The organism is Pectobacterium sp. F1-1, from assembly GCF_025643735.1.
Classification (GTDB): domain Bacteria; phylum Pseudomonadota; class Gammaproteobacteria; order Enterobacterales; family Enterobacteriaceae; genus Pectobacterium; species Pectobacterium colocasium.
On record NZ_CP104733.1, the window covers coordinates 2,074,784 to 2,090,698 of the forward strand.

Annotated in this window: 12 protein-coding genes; 7 read left to right on the plus strand and 5 right to left on the minus strand. The window is 51.0% G+C overall.

All coding sequences use genetic code 11. From position 1 onward, the window contains the following. Nucleotides 1-383 precede the first annotated feature (383 nt). Entirely contained in the window at nucleotides 384-1,343 is a 960-nt protein-coding gene (locus NAL19_RS09110; protein WP_225088145.1) for a LacI family DNA-binding transcriptional regulator, read from the plus strand. A gap of 79 nt (nucleotides 1,344-1,422) precedes the next feature. Here NAL19_RS09110 and znuB read toward each other — a convergent pair whose 3' ends face one another. Continuing rightward, nucleotides 1,423-2,208, minus strand: a complete 786-nt coding sequence (znuB, locus tag NAL19_RS09115) for a zinc ABC transporter permease subunit ZnuB (RefSeq protein WP_263059472.1) — start codon at nucleotides 2,206-2,208, stop codon at nucleotides 1,423-1,425. Continuing rightward, on the minus strand, nucleotides 2,205-2,963 hold the full coding sequence (gene znuC / locus NAL19_RS09120) for a zinc ABC transporter ATP-binding protein ZnuC (RefSeq protein ID WP_263059473.1): 759 nt from the start codon (nucleotides 2,961-2,963) through the stop codon (nucleotides 2,205-2,207). Before znuC ends, znuB begins: the two co-directional genes overlap by 4 nt. A 76-nt stretch (nucleotides 2,964-3,039) precedes the next feature. Between znuC and znuA the strand changes: the two genes are divergently transcribed. The 3 genes from znuA (at nucleotide 3,040) to lpxM (ending at nucleotide 6,680) form a co-directional block, all read left to right on the plus strand. Further along, nucleotides 3,040-4,059, plus strand: coding sequence for a zinc ABC transporter substrate-binding protein ZnuA (gene znuA / locus NAL19_RS09125; RefSeq protein ID WP_263059474.1), 1,020 nt, complete (start codon nucleotides 3,040-3,042; stop codon nucleotides 4,057-4,059). Between the two features lie 12 nt (nucleotides 4,060-4,071). After that, the gene (mepM, locus tag NAL19_RS09130) at nucleotides 4,072-5,394 is read left to right on the plus strand and encodes a murein DD-endopeptidase MepM (protein WP_263059475.1); all 1,323 of its coding nucleotides are present in this window, start codon (nucleotides 4,072-4,074) and stop codon (nucleotides 5,392-5,394) included. Between the two features lie 314 nt (nucleotides 5,395-5,708). Then, on the plus strand, nucleotides 5,709-6,680 hold the full coding sequence (gene lpxM, locus NAL19_RS09135) for a lauroyl-Kdo(2)-lipid IV(A) myristoyltransferase (RefSeq protein WP_263059476.1): 972 nt from the start codon (nucleotides 5,709-5,711) through the stop codon (nucleotides 6,678-6,680). 138 nt (nucleotides 6,681-6,818) lie between these two features. Here lpxM and pyk read toward each other — a convergent pair whose 3' ends face one another. Both pyk and NAL19_RS09145 read right to left on the minus strand, forming a co-directional pair. Next, nucleotides 6,819-8,261, minus strand: a complete 1,443-nt coding sequence (pyk, locus tag NAL19_RS09140) for a pyruvate kinase (RefSeq protein WP_263059477.1) — start codon at nucleotides 8,259-8,261, stop codon at nucleotides 6,819-6,821. A 256-nt stretch (nucleotides 8,262-8,517) separates the two neighbouring features. Next, nucleotides 8,518-9,387 carry a MurR/RpiR family transcriptional regulator gene (locus tag NAL19_RS09145; RefSeq protein WP_010275858.1) on the minus strand — a complete coding sequence of 290 codons (870 nt, stop codon included), beginning with the start codon at nucleotides 9,385-9,387 and terminating at the stop codon, nucleotides 8,518-8,520. A gap of 367 nt (nucleotides 9,388-9,754) precedes the next feature. Between NAL19_RS09145 and zwf the strand changes: the two genes are divergently transcribed. Further along, on the plus strand, nucleotides 9,755-11,230 hold the full coding sequence (gene zwf, locus NAL19_RS09150; RefSeq protein ID WP_015840076.1) for a glucose-6-phosphate dehydrogenase: 1,476 nt from the start codon (nucleotides 9,755-9,757) through the stop codon (nucleotides 11,228-11,230). Nucleotides 11,231-11,397: 167 nt separating this feature from the next. After that, the gene (locus NAL19_RS09155; protein ID WP_263059478.1) at nucleotides 11,398-12,039 is read left to right on the plus strand and encodes a bifunctional 4-hydroxy-2-oxoglutarate aldolase/2-dehydro-3-deoxy-phosphogluconate aldolase; all 642 of its coding nucleotides are present in this window, start codon (nucleotides 11,398-11,400) and stop codon (nucleotides 12,037-12,039) included. An 84-nt stretch (nucleotides 12,040-12,123) separates the two neighbouring features. Here NAL19_RS09155 and purT read toward each other — a convergent pair whose 3' ends face one another. Beyond that, nucleotides 12,124-13,302, minus strand: a complete 1,179-nt coding sequence (gene purT, locus NAL19_RS09160) for a formate-dependent phosphoribosylglycinamide formyltransferase (RefSeq protein ID WP_263059479.1) — start codon at nucleotides 13,300-13,302, stop codon at nucleotides 12,124-12,126. A gap of 200 nt (nucleotides 13,303-13,502) precedes the next feature. On the opposite strand from purT, the gene NAL19_RS09165 reads away from it, so the two are divergent. Beyond that, nucleotides 13,503-15,554 (plus strand): S9 family peptidase, encoded by a 2,052-nt coding sequence (locus NAL19_RS09165; RefSeq protein WP_263059480.1) that lies wholly within the window; start codon nucleotides 13,503-13,505, stop codon nucleotides 15,552-15,554. Nucleotides 15,555-15,915: the final 361 nt, after the last annotated feature.

Sequence of the window (15,915 nt, forward strand, 5' to 3'; positions counted from 1 at the left end):
TGATGCATGGTATCTCAATGCGTTACGGCGATATCGCGAATGGCCGCCTGTTATGAACGTGAGTCTATACCCGTTATTTTTTCCGCGGCGGACCGCATTTTCTGCCAAGCAGAATGTAAAAAGTTATTGCCACGATGATTGGATATCATATGGAAACCGTTTTCCATGCAAAGAAAAGAGAAGTGTGATGGCGGTCAATGTGTGATGATTTCTGGCGATATTAATTAGATTTACATCACATCTTATGGGGAGAAATACTTATTGGATGTGAAACGGATAATCGGTTTCCATGCCGGATAGAAAGGGTTATACTGCCGGGCAATACAAAGCGCTGTTGGTGTTCAGGGTTTTAAGTCGGATTTAGCGTTTTCCAGGGGCAAATGATGTCTACAATCAACGATGTATCGCGTTTAGCTGGGGTGTCTAAAGCCACAGTCTCCCGGGTGTTGAGCGGTTCACGCGGCGTAAAGGAAGCCAGCCGTCTCGCGGTGTTAAAAGCGGTTGATGAGCTTAAATATCGGCCGAACGTCATCGCTCAATCGCTGCTGAGTCAGTCAACTGGCTGTATTGGCGTCATTTGTGCTCAGGACAACATCAACCAGACGACTGGCTATCTTTATGCGCTGGAAAAACACTTTAGCCGGCATCAAAAGCATCTCTTGTTGCGGTTTGCCAGCAGCAGAGCAGAAGTCATGAGCGTGCTGGATGAACTGACCAGCGGCCTGTGCGATGACATCTTAATCATCGGCGCGCGTTTTCCGCTGAATCTGTCCGATAAGAATATCATTCTGATCGATTGCATGGAGACGGACACGGCGAACAGTCTGCAATTCGATCACGCTTTTGCCACAGAAACGGCGTGCAATTACCTGATCAGACAAGGAAGACGGCAAATCGCGCTGATTAATCCCGCCGCCAGCAGTTCCGCGGAACAGGTGCTCTTAGGATATAAACGGGCGCTGGAAAATAACTTCTTGCCGTTTAACCGTAACCTGATCTTTATGGATGCGTCTTCATCGTCGTCGGTGGCGTTGCAAGTATTGCTCAATAACAGCACGACGCTGAACTTCAATGCGTTGCTGGTGGCGGATGAACTGGAAGCCAAACGTGTTATTACGCAGCTTCAGGCGTTTAATAAATCTGTGCCAAAAGACATCATGGTGTTCAGTCTGGCGGGATCTCTCGATATTCCGGGCATTCCGGCGATACCGGCAATTGAATATTCGATGGATGCGGTGGCGGCGAGAATCGTGTCCTGGCTCAATGAGAAAACACAGGACGTGCTGGGTTCGTATGTCTTGCGGGGGGATTTAATCATTCCCGATATGGCGAACCGGCAATAAACACGGTTTTCCCTCACGCCAAAAAGAAAAGCCCTTCTGAATGCTATTTCAGAAGGGCTTTTTTCATCTTGTACGTCTGTTAGACGGGTTGTTGCTTCAGCAGGCTGATAATAAACAGCAGCGATGCGCACAGCACCACTGATGGTCCGGCCGGCGTATTGTAGCCAGCCGAGAAGGCCAAACCACCCGTCACGGCAATCATGCCAACAATCATTGCGATACTTGCCATTTGTTCTGGTGTCCGCGCGAAGCGTCTGGCGCTGGCGGCGGGAATAATCAGCAGCGACGTAATGATCAGCGCACCAACAAATTTCATGGCAATACCAATGGTTAGCGCAGTGGTTAGCATCAACAGCAGCTTGGTACGCTGTAGTTTCACGCCGTCGACGTGCGCCAGCTCCGGGCTAATTGTCATCGAAAGCAGCGCGCGCCATTGCCAGCGCATAATGGCCACAACGACAATCACACCGCCACCGATGACCCACAGATCCTCTGTCGTGACGGAGAGCAAATCACCAAACAGGTAAGCCATCAGATCCACGCGCACGTTATTCATTAGGCTAACCACAACTAACCCCAGCGACAGGGCACTGTGTGCCATGATGCCGAGTAAGGTATCGACGGCCAGATAGGGACGCCGCTCCAGCCAGACAAGCCCCAGAGCCAGAATGAGTGTCACGGCGATGACGGCAGCAAACAGATTAATGTTCAGCAGCAGGCCGAAAGCGATGCCAAGTAAGGAGGCGTGTGCCAGCGTATCGCCGAAGTAAGACATTCGCCGCCAGACGACGAACGAACCCAGCGGACCTGCCGCAATAGCCAGTAATATCCCCGCCAGCCAACCGGGAAACAGCAGTTCGATCATGCGTCGTTTCCACCTTGTCTTTTCAGAATGATACGTCCCTGTAGATCGTGACGATGATTATGGTGGTGGCGATAAATCGCCAATTGCTCCGCGCCGCGGTGGCCAAACATCGCTAAAAATTCAGGATGAAGGGAGACCACTTCAGGCGTGCCGGAGCAGCAAACATGTTGATTAAGGCACAGAACTTCATCAGTTTTTGCCATCACCAAATGCAGATCGTGCGAGACCATCAGCACACCGCAGTGGAATTCCTGCCGTAGTTGATTGATGAGATCGTACAGCGCCAATTGCCCATTGACGTCGACACCCTGTGTCGGCTCATCCAGCACCAGAAGCTGAGGCTGATTGAGCAGTGCGCGCGCTAATAGCACACGTTGGTTTTCGCCGCCGGAAAGTTTCTGCATCGGCTGTTCCAGCAGGTGTGCCGCTTGTACGCGCTTAAGGGCAGGTAAAATATCCTGCTTTTTCACGCCAGGACGCAGTTGCATAAAGCGGCTGACGGTCAACGGCAGCGTGGTATCCAGATGCAGCTTCTGCGGAACGTAGCCGATACGCAGTGCGGGATCCCGGGTCAGCGAACCGGAAGTGGGGGACAGTAACCCCAGAACGACGCGCACCAGTGTCGATTTCCCTGCGCCATTCGGCCCCAGCAGTGTCAGAATTCGACCTGCCTGCAAGGTAAGAGAAATATCTGACAAGACCTTTCGGCTGCCAAATGTAACGGAAATATTATTAAGTGATACCAATGTGGACATATAATTCGGCTTGCACAACCCATGTAACGTTATATTATAACAGGTAACACGATAAAAATCGATGGGAGCGATTTTCATGCAGCAATCTATTCAACAAAAAAAAGCTATTCAGCAAAAAAAATGGTTAAAAAGTGTGTTTGTTGCCAGCGCGCTATTCGCGAGCGGGATGTCAATTAGTTCGGCATCCGCGGCGGTCATTACGTCAATTCGTCCTTTGGGATTCATTGCGTCGGCGATTGCCGATGGCGTAGCGCCAACGGAGATTTTGTTACCTGATGGCGCATCGCCCCACGATTATGCCTTGCGCCCGTCTGATGTCCAGCGTTTACAGTCCGCCGATCTGGTGATTTGGGTTGGTCCGGAAATGGAAGCCTTCCTTGGAAAACCGTTAGCGAAAGTTCCACCCGCAAAGCAGATTGCACTTTCCGAGTTGCCTGCCATTAAATCTGAGCTGGAAAAAGAGGCTGGGCACGATCATGAGGGTGAGCATGAACAGGTGCATGATGACCATGAGAAAGGCCACGATCACAGCCATGCCGCCCATGATGACGGCGACGATGGCCACCATCATGGCGAATTCAATATGCATATTTGGCTGTCGCCGGAGATGACAAAACAGGCGGCAATTGCCATTCATGCAAAATTATTGGAACTTATGCCTCAGAATAAGGACAAACTAGACGCGAATCTGCTTTATTTCACGGATAAAATCGCGCAAGCAGATGAAAAAATTGTTAAGATGCTAGCGCCTGTGCAGGGTAAAGGCTATTTCGTGTTCCATGATGCCTATGGCTATTTTGAGAAACACTACGGATTAAGCCCCTTGGGTTACTTCACGGTTAACCCCGAAATCCAACCTGGAGCACAGCGTTTACATCAAATACGAACACAGTTGGTTGAGCAGAAAGCCGTATGCGTTTTTGCTGAACCACAATTCAGGCCAGCCGTTATTAATGCTGTTGCCAAGGGAACCGACGTGCGCTCGGGTGTGCTCGATCCATTGGGAAGCAATATTGCACTGGGTAGAGATAGCTATGCCGATTTCTTGTTGCAGCTATCGAACCAGTATGTGAGCTGTCTGGAGGAAAAATCATGAGGATACGAATAAGTGCAGCAGATAGTCCGAACTATCGCTCTGGCGTATAACAGCTTACCTCGGCCCCATCGCGTCATGCTGGGGTCGCTTACCGTTGTGACATTGGCCGTTGCTGTTTGGCGACCTTTTGTTTATCCCCACGTCGATGATGCTCCTGTGATCGTGAAAGATATCGATCTGGAAACTAACCAACTCCGTACGCTGACGCCAGAAGCCAGTGAACCTATAGACCAGCCCTCGCCAGATGACGATATTCCACAAGATGAGCTGGATGATAAAGTTGCCGATGAAGGCAGTTCACATGAGTATGTGGTGTCTACGGGCGATACCTTAAGCAGCATTTTAACGCAATATGGTATCGATATGGCGGACGTTACCCAACTCGCCGATCAGAATAAAGATTTGCGTAACCTGAAAATTGGTCAGCAAATTTCATGGTCACTGGGTGAAAATGGCGATCTGCAAAGCCTGACCTGGCAGATGTCTCGCCGTGAAACGCGCATTTATGAGCGCGTCGGTGACGATTTCAAAGAACGCATTGAAACGCTGAAAGGTGAGTGGCGTAACAGCGTTCTGAATGGCCGAGTCACGGGCAGTTTTGTCAGCAGTGCGCAAAATGCCGGTTTGACCAGCGCAGAAGTGCGTGACGTCATCAAAGCGCTGCAATGGCAACTGGATTTCCGTAAGTTACGCAAGGACGACACGTTTTCTGTTTTGATGTCTCGCGAAATACTCGATGGTAAAAGTGAACAGAGTGAGCTGATCGGCGTTCGTTTGAATACCGGAGGCAAAGATTATTACGCCATTCGCGCTGAAGACGGAAAATTCTACGACCGTGAAGGTTCAGGGTTGACGCGTGGCTTTATGCGCTTCCCTACGATGAAACAATTCCGTGTTTCCTCCAACTTTAATCCGCGCCGTTTGAACCCGGTGACAGGGCGCGTTGCGCCGCATAACGGTGTCGACTTTGCTATGCCAGTCGGTACACCGGTTCTGGCCGTCGGAGACGGTGAAGTCGTGATTGCCAAACGCAGTGGCGCGGCGGGTAACTATGTTGTCATCCGTCATGGTCGTCAATACACCACTCACTTTATGCACTTGAATCGTATATTGGTGAAATCCGGTCAGAAAGTGAAACGTGGCGATCGTATCGGATTGTCTGGCAACACCGGGCGTTCAACTGGCCCGCACCTGCATTATGAATTCTGGATTAACCAGCAGGCAGTAAACCCGCTAACGGCTAAACTGCCGCGTTCTGAAGGACTTGTGGGCAAAGAGCGTCGTGATTATCTGGCGCAGGTGAAAGAAGTGGTACCGCAGCTTAAGTTTGATTAACCATATCCGTCATACTTCAAGCTGCTTGTGCGTTGGCCGCCCTTACTCACCCCAGTCACTTACTAGTGTAAGCTCCTGGGGATTCATGCGGTTGCCGCCTTCATGCAACTTGAATTATTTAGGATAGATATACTGCATGTTATGCCGGTGGCTTGCTGCCGGCATTTTCATTTATAAAACAGGTTCATGTTATAGAACGCGGTCTCCTGATTTTTGTTGCTAAGCGGGCGAGCTTTTACGTATTGTCGGCGAGTTTGCTAAACGCTAAGCGGCAACGATGATGATGTTTACTGATTGATCTGAAGAGTTTAGGCATGGAAAAAGAAAAAAAATCGAACGCTGAATTTGTTCCCCAGTTTCAACGCGCCTTTTTTCATCCGCGCTATTGGGGCGTTTGGTTAGGTGTTGGCGTAATGGCGCTTGCCGCCTATATTCCGGCGCGATTGAGAAATCCGGTGTTGGGTGGGTTAGGGCGTTTTGTCGGGAGAATATCAAAAGGCGCCCGCCGCCGTGCCCGTATTAACCTGCTGTATTGCATGCCGGAGTTAACGGAAGCACAGCGTGAAACCATCATCGATGACATGTTTGCGACAGCGCCTCAGTCGATGATCATGATGGTGGAAGTCGGGATTCGTAACCCAAAGAAAATCGAGAAATATGTTCGCTGGCACGGTGAAGACATTCTGGACCGTATTAAAGAACAAGATAAGAACGTGATCTTTTTGGTGCCGCACGGATGGGGCGTCGATATTCCGGCGATGCTGCTGACTTCGCGCGGGCAGCGTATGGCAGCCATGTTCCACAATCAGAAAAATGCGCTGGTGGATTATTGGTGGAATCGGTTACGCCGTCGCTTTGGTGGTCGTATCCATGCGCGTAACGACGGCATTAAGCCGTTTATCAGCTCCGTGCGTTCTGGGTGCTGGGGTTATTACCTTCCCGATCAGGATCACGGCCCTGAACACAGCGAATTTGTTGATTTCTTTGCGACTTATAAAGCCACGCTGCCTGCTGTCGGACGGCTGATGAAAGTATGCCGTGCTGATATCATTCCGCTGTTTCCGGTGTATAACGCGAAAGACGGCTGTCTGGATGTGTTTATTCGCCCGCCGATGGATGATTTGGCTGAAGCAGATGACGTCTATATTGCTCGACGCATGAATGAAGAGGTGGAAATTCTGGTCAGGCCGAATCCTGAGCAGTACACCTGGATTCTGAAACTGTTGAAAACCCGCAAGCCGGGGGAGATTGAACCGTACTGTCGGGATGATTTATACCGCAACTAGTTGATATTGAGTCACTAAACGCGAGATGAGCGGCGGATACTGACTGACAGAAAAAGAGATAAAAAAGCCGGACGAGAAATCGTCCGGATTTTTACTGGAATGAACCGTCTGCCTGCTAGCGAACGGTTATGGTAACGATTATTCCACGCGCAGGATGCGGATCGTGTTGGTCGTGCCTACGGTACCCATGATGTCACCCTGTGTGACGATAACCAGATCCCCAGACATCAGGAATCCTTTATCGCGCAGGCGAATCACCGCATCGTTAGCGGCAGCCACACCGTCCGTGTAGCTATCGAAATGCACGGGGGTGACGCCGCGGTATAATGCTGTCAGGTTCAGCGTTTGCTCATGGCGAGACATGGCAAAAATCGGCAACCCAGAACTGATACGGGACATCATCAGCGCGGTGCGACCTGATTCCGTCATGGCGATCAGTGCCGTAACCCCTTTCAGGTGGTTGGCGGCATACATCGCAGACATCGCAATGGATTCTTCCGTGTTATCAAACTGCACGTCAAGGCGGTGCTTGGAGACGTTGATGCTTGGGATTTTCTCCGCGCCTAAACAGACTTTCGCCATGGCGGCGACGGTTTCAGCCGGGTACTGACCCGCAGCGGTTTCTGCCGACAGCATGACCGCATCGGTACCATCTAGCACGGCGTTGGCAACGTCCATCACCTCTGCGCGCGTTGGCATCGGGTTGGTGATCATCGATTCCATCATCTGCGTGGCGGTAATGACGGCACGGTTCAACTGACGGGCGCGACGAATCAATTTCTTCTGAATGCCCACCAGCTCTGGATCGCCGATTTCAACGCCCAGATCGCCCCTCGCCACCATCACCACATCGGAAGCCAGAATAATGTCATCCATCGCGGCATCTGAGCAGACGGCTTCAGCACGTTCAACTTTTGATACGATCTTGGCGTGACAGCCCGCATCGCGCGCGAGGCGGCGTGCGTAGTTGAGGTCTTCACCTGTACGGGGGAAAGAAACGGCCAGATAGTCGACGCCAATTTTTGCGGCAGTAATAATGTCGGCTTTATCTTTTTCCGTCAGGGCTTCAGCAGACAGACCGCCGCCGAGTTTGTTGATGCCTTTGTTGTTAGACAGCGGGCCACCAACGGTGACTTCGGTATACACTTTCAGGCCTTCAACCTGAAGCACTTTCAGTTGTACACGACCATCATCCAGTAACAGGATATCGCCAGGTACGACGTCGCTCGGTAAGCCTTTGTAATCGATCCCAACTTTTTCTTTATCGCCTTCGCCTTTCGCTAAGTTGGCATCCAGCAAGAATTTGTCGCCGACATTCAGGAAAATTTTACCTTCTTTGAAGGTAGAAACACGAATTTTTGGACCCTGTAGATCGCCAAGAATGGCAACGTGGCGGCCCAATTTAGCCGCAATTTCACGAACTTTGTTGGCACGTAATAGATGATCTTCTGGTGTGCCGTGAGAAAAATTCATGCGTACTACGTTAGCGCCCGCACTGATAATCTTTTCGAGATTATTATCGCGGTCGGTAGCGGGCCCCAGGGTGGTGACAATCTTGGTTCTTCTGAGCCGTCTGGACATGTATAACTCCGTTCACTTGTGAAGCTGTAGTGTTGCGATTAAGCGTCGAATAACGGTGCAAAATGTCACTTTACAACAAAACTATTTCACCTGCGTTATCCGAACATCGTGTTGAGTCTGATTATCATACTGTACAGGTAATCCCCGTCATCTTTCCATGCCCGTCGTCTGTGGCCATTCAAGATGAGCGGGTAGATGATACCGCTCATTTTTCATAGGTATAACTCAAAAACAAAGCACAACATAAACTTATCTATCACCTGAAGGGATTAATCAGTCGCTCGTCTTTATCAAAGCGAGATTCGCGCAAGGCCTCTTTGACCCGCTTCAGGTTATCACGAAACTTCTCTCCGCGGCGCAGTGTGAAACCTGTCGCCAGAACGTCGATCAGCGTCAACTGGGCGATGCGAGACACCATCGGCATATAGACATCGGTATCTTCAGGCACATCAAGCCGCAACGCCAGCGAGGCCTCACGCGCGAGCGGCGTGCCGTCTGAGGTGATCGCGATGACGGTCGCGTCGTTCTCACGTGCTAACTGTGCCATTTCGACCAGACTTTTGGTTCTGCCAGTGTGGGAGATCAGTACCACCACGTCGCCGTCGCTGGAATTCATGCAACTCATACGCTGCATAACGATGTCATCAAAATAAACGACGGGAATATTGAAGCGGAAAAATTTGTTCATCGCATCGTGTGCGACAGCCGCGGAGGCGCCCAGACCGAAGAAAGAGATTTTTTTCGCCTGCGTCAGCAAATCCACGGCGCGGTTGACGGCAGTGACATCCAGGCTGGATTTCACCTGTTCCAGACCCGCCATTGCGGATTCAAAGATTTTACTGGTGTAGGCGTCAACGCTGTCATCTTCTTCAACGTTACGGTTCACATAGGGCGTACCGTTTGCCAGACTTTGTGCCAGATGTAGTTTAAAATCGGGAAAACCTTTCGTTTCAAGGCGGCGACAGAAACGATTGACCGTTGGCTCGCTGACGTCGGCCATTTTGGCTAAGGTCGCGATGCTGGAGTGAATGGCTGTCTGCGGAGTGCTTAGGATCACTTCAGCAACTTTTCTTTCCGATTTGCTCAAGAGTTCTAGGTGACTCTGGATTTTTTCCAGCATATTCATACGACAAGGGCCATGTAAGTTTTTTCCAATTTCAACTAAAGGTACAACTGGCATGCATTACGTGAAAATATACTACGACCCTGTACTGGTTGGCAGCGGGCAACACGTTAAGTTAGGTCCTTTTTTTGCCAGAACATGACATGTGTCTAACTTTCAGAAAAGTAATCGACTGTCAGAAACGACGAAAAATTTCGCTTTAGGGCGAATGCATAAGTGATTTCAGCCGCTGCACAGACCGATTTATGTGTGGTTTTCAGCCAATAGCGACCATTATTTGGCATTTTTATGATGGGTTTACTGGCTGTAGTCAAAAAGAGTACATTATCGCTGTAATAAAATTACAGCATCCTGCAACGAGGAGATGAACATGGCGGTAACTTCAACAGCCCAAGCGTGCGATCTGGTTATTTTCGGTGCCAAGGGCGATCTGGCGCGCCGTAAATTGCTGCCTTCCCTGTATCAGTTGGAAAAAGCAGGCCACATCCATGCGGACACCAAAATTATCGGGGTGGGCCGCGCAGATTGGGATAAAGCGGAGTATACCCGCGTCGTGCGCGAAGCGCTTGACACCTTTATGAAAGAAGCCATCGACGATAAGTTGTGGGAGACGCTAAGCAGTCGGCTGGATTTCTGCAATCTTGATGTGGAAGACACGAAAGCGTTCAACAAACTGGGCAAGATGCTTGACCAGAAAAACCGTACCACCATTAACTACTTTGCGATGCCGCCGAGCACATTCGGCGCGATCTGCAAAGGGCTGGGAACCGCAGGGCTGAATAAAGAGCCGGCGCGCGTGGTGATGGAAAAACCACTGGGTACCGATCTGGCGTCTTCTCGCGTCATTAACGATCAGGTCGCGGAATACTTCAATGAGTGCCAAGTTTATCGTATCGACCACTATCTCGGTAAAGAAACCGTACTGAATCTGCTGGCGCTGCGTTTTGCCAACTCGCTGTTCTCCTCAAACTGGGATAACAGGACGATCGACCATGTGCAGATTACGGTAGCGGAAGAAGTCGGGATTGAAGGGCGCTGGGGCTATTTTGATAAAGCTGGCCAGATGCGCGACATGATCCAGAACCATCTGTTACAGATTTTGACGATGATCGCGATGTCACCGCCATCTGACCTGACGACCGACCGTATCCGAGATGAAAAAGTGAAAGTGCTGCGTTCACTGCGTCGTATCGATCGTTCCAACGTGCATGAAACGACCGTACGCGGCCAATATACGTCTGGTTTTGTTCAGGGACACAAAGTGCCGGGCTATCTGGAAGAAGAAGGCGCGAACAAAAGCAGCAGCACGGAAACCTTTGTCGCGATTCGTGTCGACATTGACGACTGGCGCTGGTCCGGCGTGCCGTTCTACCTGCGTACCGGTAAACGCCTGCCGACCAAATGTTCAGAAGTTGTCGTGTACTTTAAAAACCCTGCGCTGAATCTGTTCCACGATTCTTACCAACAACTGCCGCAAAACAAGCTGATCATTCGTTTGCAGCCTGATGAAGGTGTAGAAATCCAGATTCTGAATAAAATCCCAGGATTAGAGCACAAACACCGCCTGCAAACGGTGAAACTGGATCTGAGCTTCTCGGAAACCTTTAATCAGCAGCATTTGGCCGATGCCTATGAGCGTCTGCTGCTGGAAACCATGCGTGGTATTCAGGCACTGTTTGTCCGTCGTGATGAGGTGGAAGAAGCCTGGAAATGGGTGGATTCCATCATGGATGCATGGGGTATGGACAATGATGCGCCGAAACCGTATCAGGCGGGAAGCTGGGGGCCTGTGGCATCCGTGGCGATGATTACCCGCGATGGCCGTTCCTGGAATGAGTTTGAATAATTTTTTGATAATGCGTCAGTAATTGAGATGCCGAGATCGCTCGGCATCTCACAGTTTTAATGTATGGCTAACGGTGCGGTCGGACATCTGCGGTGACGCAGATCCCTGTGGCAGGGGCGCGCTATATAATTAATGATGCCTTCGGGCATGACTGGAGATAACTTTTGATGAAAAACTGGAAAACGAGCGCGGAACAGATTTTGACAACGGGTCCCGTTGTTCCTGTGATTGTGGTCAACAAACTGGAACACGCGGTGCCGATGGCAAAAGCGTTAGTCGCGGGCGGCGTTCGCGTTCTGGAACTGACATTGCGTACCGACTGCGCCATCGACGCGATCCGCGCGATTGCGAAAGAAGTACCCGAAGCCATCGTAGGTGCGGGTACGGTAACAAACCCTGAGCAACTGGCGGCCGTAGTGGAAGCTGGTGCCCAGTTCGCCATCAGCCCTGGTTTGACTGAGCCGTTGCTGAAAGCGGCGACAGCAGGCAACATCCCGTTGATTCCAGGTATCAGTACGGTGTCTGAACTGATGCTGGGTATGGATTACGGCCTGCGTGAGTTCAAATTCTTCCCTGCGGAAGCTAACGGTGGTGTGAAAGCCCTCCAGGCGATCGCGGGTCCGTTTGCTCAGATCCGTTTCTGTCCAACCGGTGGCATTACGCCAAATAACTACCGCGATTATCTGGCGCTGAAGAGCGTGCTGTGCGTGGGTGGTTCATGGCTGGTGCCGAACGATGCGCTGGAAAGCGGTGATTACGCGCGTATTACCGAACTGGCGCGTGAAGCCGTTGCAGGTGCAAAAGCCTAAGTTTGCTCGTGACTGAATGATAAAGGCCACTCGTAGTGAGTGGCCTTTTTTTATCTCATGCCTTACCCGGTTGGTGGCAGTCTATCAGCCGCTGACTTTTACACCTGCCGCGACGCGCTTAGCGATTGCCACTGCATCGTCCGTGGTTTCTGCGCTGGCTAATGCGACGCCCATGCGACGTTTACCGCTGATATCCGGCTTACCAAACAGGCGAATTTGCGTATGAGGGAGTAGTGCACTTTCCAGTCCCTGATAGCGCACATTATTGCTATCGAGTTCCGGTAAAATCACAGCGGAAGCCGATGCGCCATATTGACGAATTGCGCCAATGGGTAACCCCAGAAACGCGCGAACGTGCAAGGCAAACTCGGAGAGATCCTGAGAAATCATCGTCACCATGCCAGTATCGTGCGGACGAGGGGACACTTCGCTGAAGATGACCTCATCGCCACAAACGAACAGTTCAACACCAAAGAGACCATAGCCACCGAGCGCTTTCACAACATCGCTGGCCATTTTTTGCGCGCGTTCTTGCGCCAGTGCACTCATCTGCTGCGGTTGCCAGGACTCACGATAGTCGCCATCTTCCTGACGATGCCCGATAGGCGCACAGAAATGAATACCGTCAACCGCATGGATGGTTAGCAGCGTGATCTCAAAATCGAAATTCACCACCCCTTCCACGATGACGCGCCCACCGCCTGCGCGTCCGCCCTGTTGGGCGTAGTTCCACGCTTGCGCTAATTGTTCCGCAGAGCGAATCAGGCTTTGCCCTTTGCCGGATGAACTCATGACCGGTTTCACAATGCAGGGATAGCCAATCGCATCTACTGCCTGACGAAAACTCTCTTCGCTATCGGCAAAACGATAGGTGGAGGTCGGAACGCCGAGCGTTTCGGCTGCCAGACGGCGGATACCTTCACGGTTCATGGTCAGACGTGTGGCTTCAGCGCAGGGAACAACATGGTGACCCTGTTTTTCCAACGTGACTAGCATGTCGGTGGCGATAGCCTCAATTTCCGGCACGATATAATCAGGACGCTCGGCTTCAACCAGCGCTTTCAATGCATCGCCATCCAACATATTGATGACGTGGCTGCGATGCGCAATCTGCATGGCTGGCGCATCGGCATAGCGATCGACCGCAATTACTTCGATTCCCAAACGCTGACATTCAATCGCCACTTCTTTGCCTAATTCACCGGAGCCAAGCAGCATCACTCGTGTGGCATCCGCACGCAGGGCGGTTCCAATCGTTAACATAACCTTATACCTGATCGGGTTGTGAAAAATGGCCGCAGTATAAACGAAAACGTTTGCGTGCGCATTAAAGAGGGCGTGCATTGGAATGCGGTGCGCAAAAGCGCACCAAGAGATAAGGCGGTGGCTTGGCATTACTGGGCAATCGTGCCACTCTTCTTGCAGAGTGAAAATTTTATGTTAAGACAACGAGATCCGACACGATGAAGACACCGCAAGCTGAAAAACGCCCCCATGTGATGAGCACGCATGGCGATACGCGTATCGACAATTATTACTGGCTGCGTGATGACCAGCGTGCCGATCCACAGGTGCTGGCCTATCTGGAACAGGAAAATGCCTATAGCGAGGCGGTAATGGCACCTCATGAGGCGCGCAAGCGGTCACTGTATGACGAAATGGTTAAGCGTATCCCGTCAACGGATATGTCTGTGCCGTATGTCAGAAAGGGTTATCGCTATCAAAGTCGTTATGAGCCGGGCAAAGAGTACGCCATTTATCTGCGCCAGCCCGAGCAGGCAACAGACGGGTGGGAAACGCTGCTGGACGGAAATCAACGAGCGGAAGGGCACGAATTTTATAGCCTCGGAGCGCTTGAAGTTAGCCCGAACAATGCGCTGCTGGCACTTTCGGAGGATTTTTTATCCCGTCGGCAGTACACGCTTCGTTTTCGCGATCTGAACAGCGGTGAGTGGCTGCCGGATGTGATCGAAAATGTCACGGCGGGGGCGGAATGGTCGGCGGATTCGACGGTTCTGTATTACGTGCGCAAGCATGAGCAAACGTTATTGCCGTATCAGGTCTATCGTCATCGTCTGGGGAACGATCCGGCACAGGATGAGCTGGTATATGAAGAGAAAGACGACACCTATTATGTCAGCCTGAGTAAAACGACATCAGAGCACTATATCACCATTTATCTCAGCAGCACGACGACGACGGAAGTGTTGTTGCTCGATGCGACGCACCCGGATGCTGTGCCGCAGGTCTGCATTCCACGCCGGAGAGATCATGAATATGGTATCGACCACTATCAGGGTCAGTTTTATCTGCGTTCTAATCGGGAAGGTAAAAACTTTGGTCTCTACCGTTCGGGCAAACCCGATGAGCAGACGCTGGAAACGCTGATTGCACCACGTGAAAGCCGTGTGTTGGAAGGGTTTGAGCTGTTCCGTGACTGGCTGGTGGTCGAAGAGCGGGAGCGCGGTTTGACCAGCCTGCGCCAGATTCACTGGCATACGCAGGAAGAAAAAACGATCGCCTTTAATGACGCGAGTTATGTGACATGGCTGTCTTACAACCCGACGCCAGACACGGCCTTGATGCGGTATGGCTATTCGTCAATGACAACCCCCAGCACGCAATATGAATTGAATCTGGATACGGGCGAACAGCAGTTACTTAAACAAGCTGAAGTGAAAGATTTCTCTTCGGACAATTACCGGAGCGAACGCGTATGGATCACAGTTCGAGATGGCGTCGAGGTTCCTGTTTCTCTTGTTTACCATCGCGATCATTTCAGCCCAGGTAAGAATCCGATTCTGGTCTACGGCTACGGCGCTTATAGCCATAGTTTGGATCCGGATTTCAGTGTGAGTCGCTTGAGCCTGTTGGACCGAGGGTTCATTTTCGCCTTAACGCACATTCGCGGCGGTGGTGAGCTGGGGCAACAGTGGTACGACGATGGCCGGTTGCTCAATAAAATGCATTCCTTCACGGATTTCATCGATGTATCGCAGGCATTAATAGCAAAAGGCTATGGCGACAGGAAAAACATGTTCGCAATGGGAGGCAGTGCGGGAGGATTATTGATGGGCGCGGTGGTGAATATGGCGCCTGAACTGTTTAAAGGCGTTGTCGCTCAGGTTCCATTCGTTGATGTGCTGACGACGATGCTGGATGAGTCTATCCCATTGACGACCGGCGAGTATGACGAGTGGGGCGATCCGAATGAGCAAACCTACTATGACTACATCAAACAATACAGCCCCTATGACGGTGTTATCGCACAGCGTTATCCACATTTGCTGGTGACGACCGGGTTGCACGATTCTCAGGTGCAGTGTTGGGAACCTGCGAAGTGGGTCGCGAAATTGCGGGAGGTCAAAACCGACGATCGTCTGGTGTTGCTGTACACCGACATGGATGCCGGGCATGGCGGAAAATCTGGTCGTTTTAAACGCTATGATGATATCGCGTTGGAATATGCTTTTCTGCTGATGGTGCTTGAAATACCTGAGGGCGATCGTGGATAAGAGATAAAGCGTAGCTATGAGGGTAAACCCAATCTCGGGTTTACCCGATTGGCACGGTGCATTACTTCGGTTACCAAAATTTAGGTTATCAATGAATACCTAGGTAATATCAGCCTGCGTTTTTTTCGCTTTTTTGTCAGCCCGCTTTTCGGCGGCTGTTCTTAGCGGTTTCTTCTTGCTGTTTTTTTTGCTATCCAGTCCTTTACTCATATCTTGCCTCGCTTGATAAAAGGTTAGGTTGCCACTCCATTAACCTCCTGTGCGGGCCGATATGCAAGTAGAAAATGGTTTTTGCTGTGTAAGAATGTAACCCGCGGAAAGGGATATTTTCCGCGGTACAGGCGGCATAGACTGGAATGAG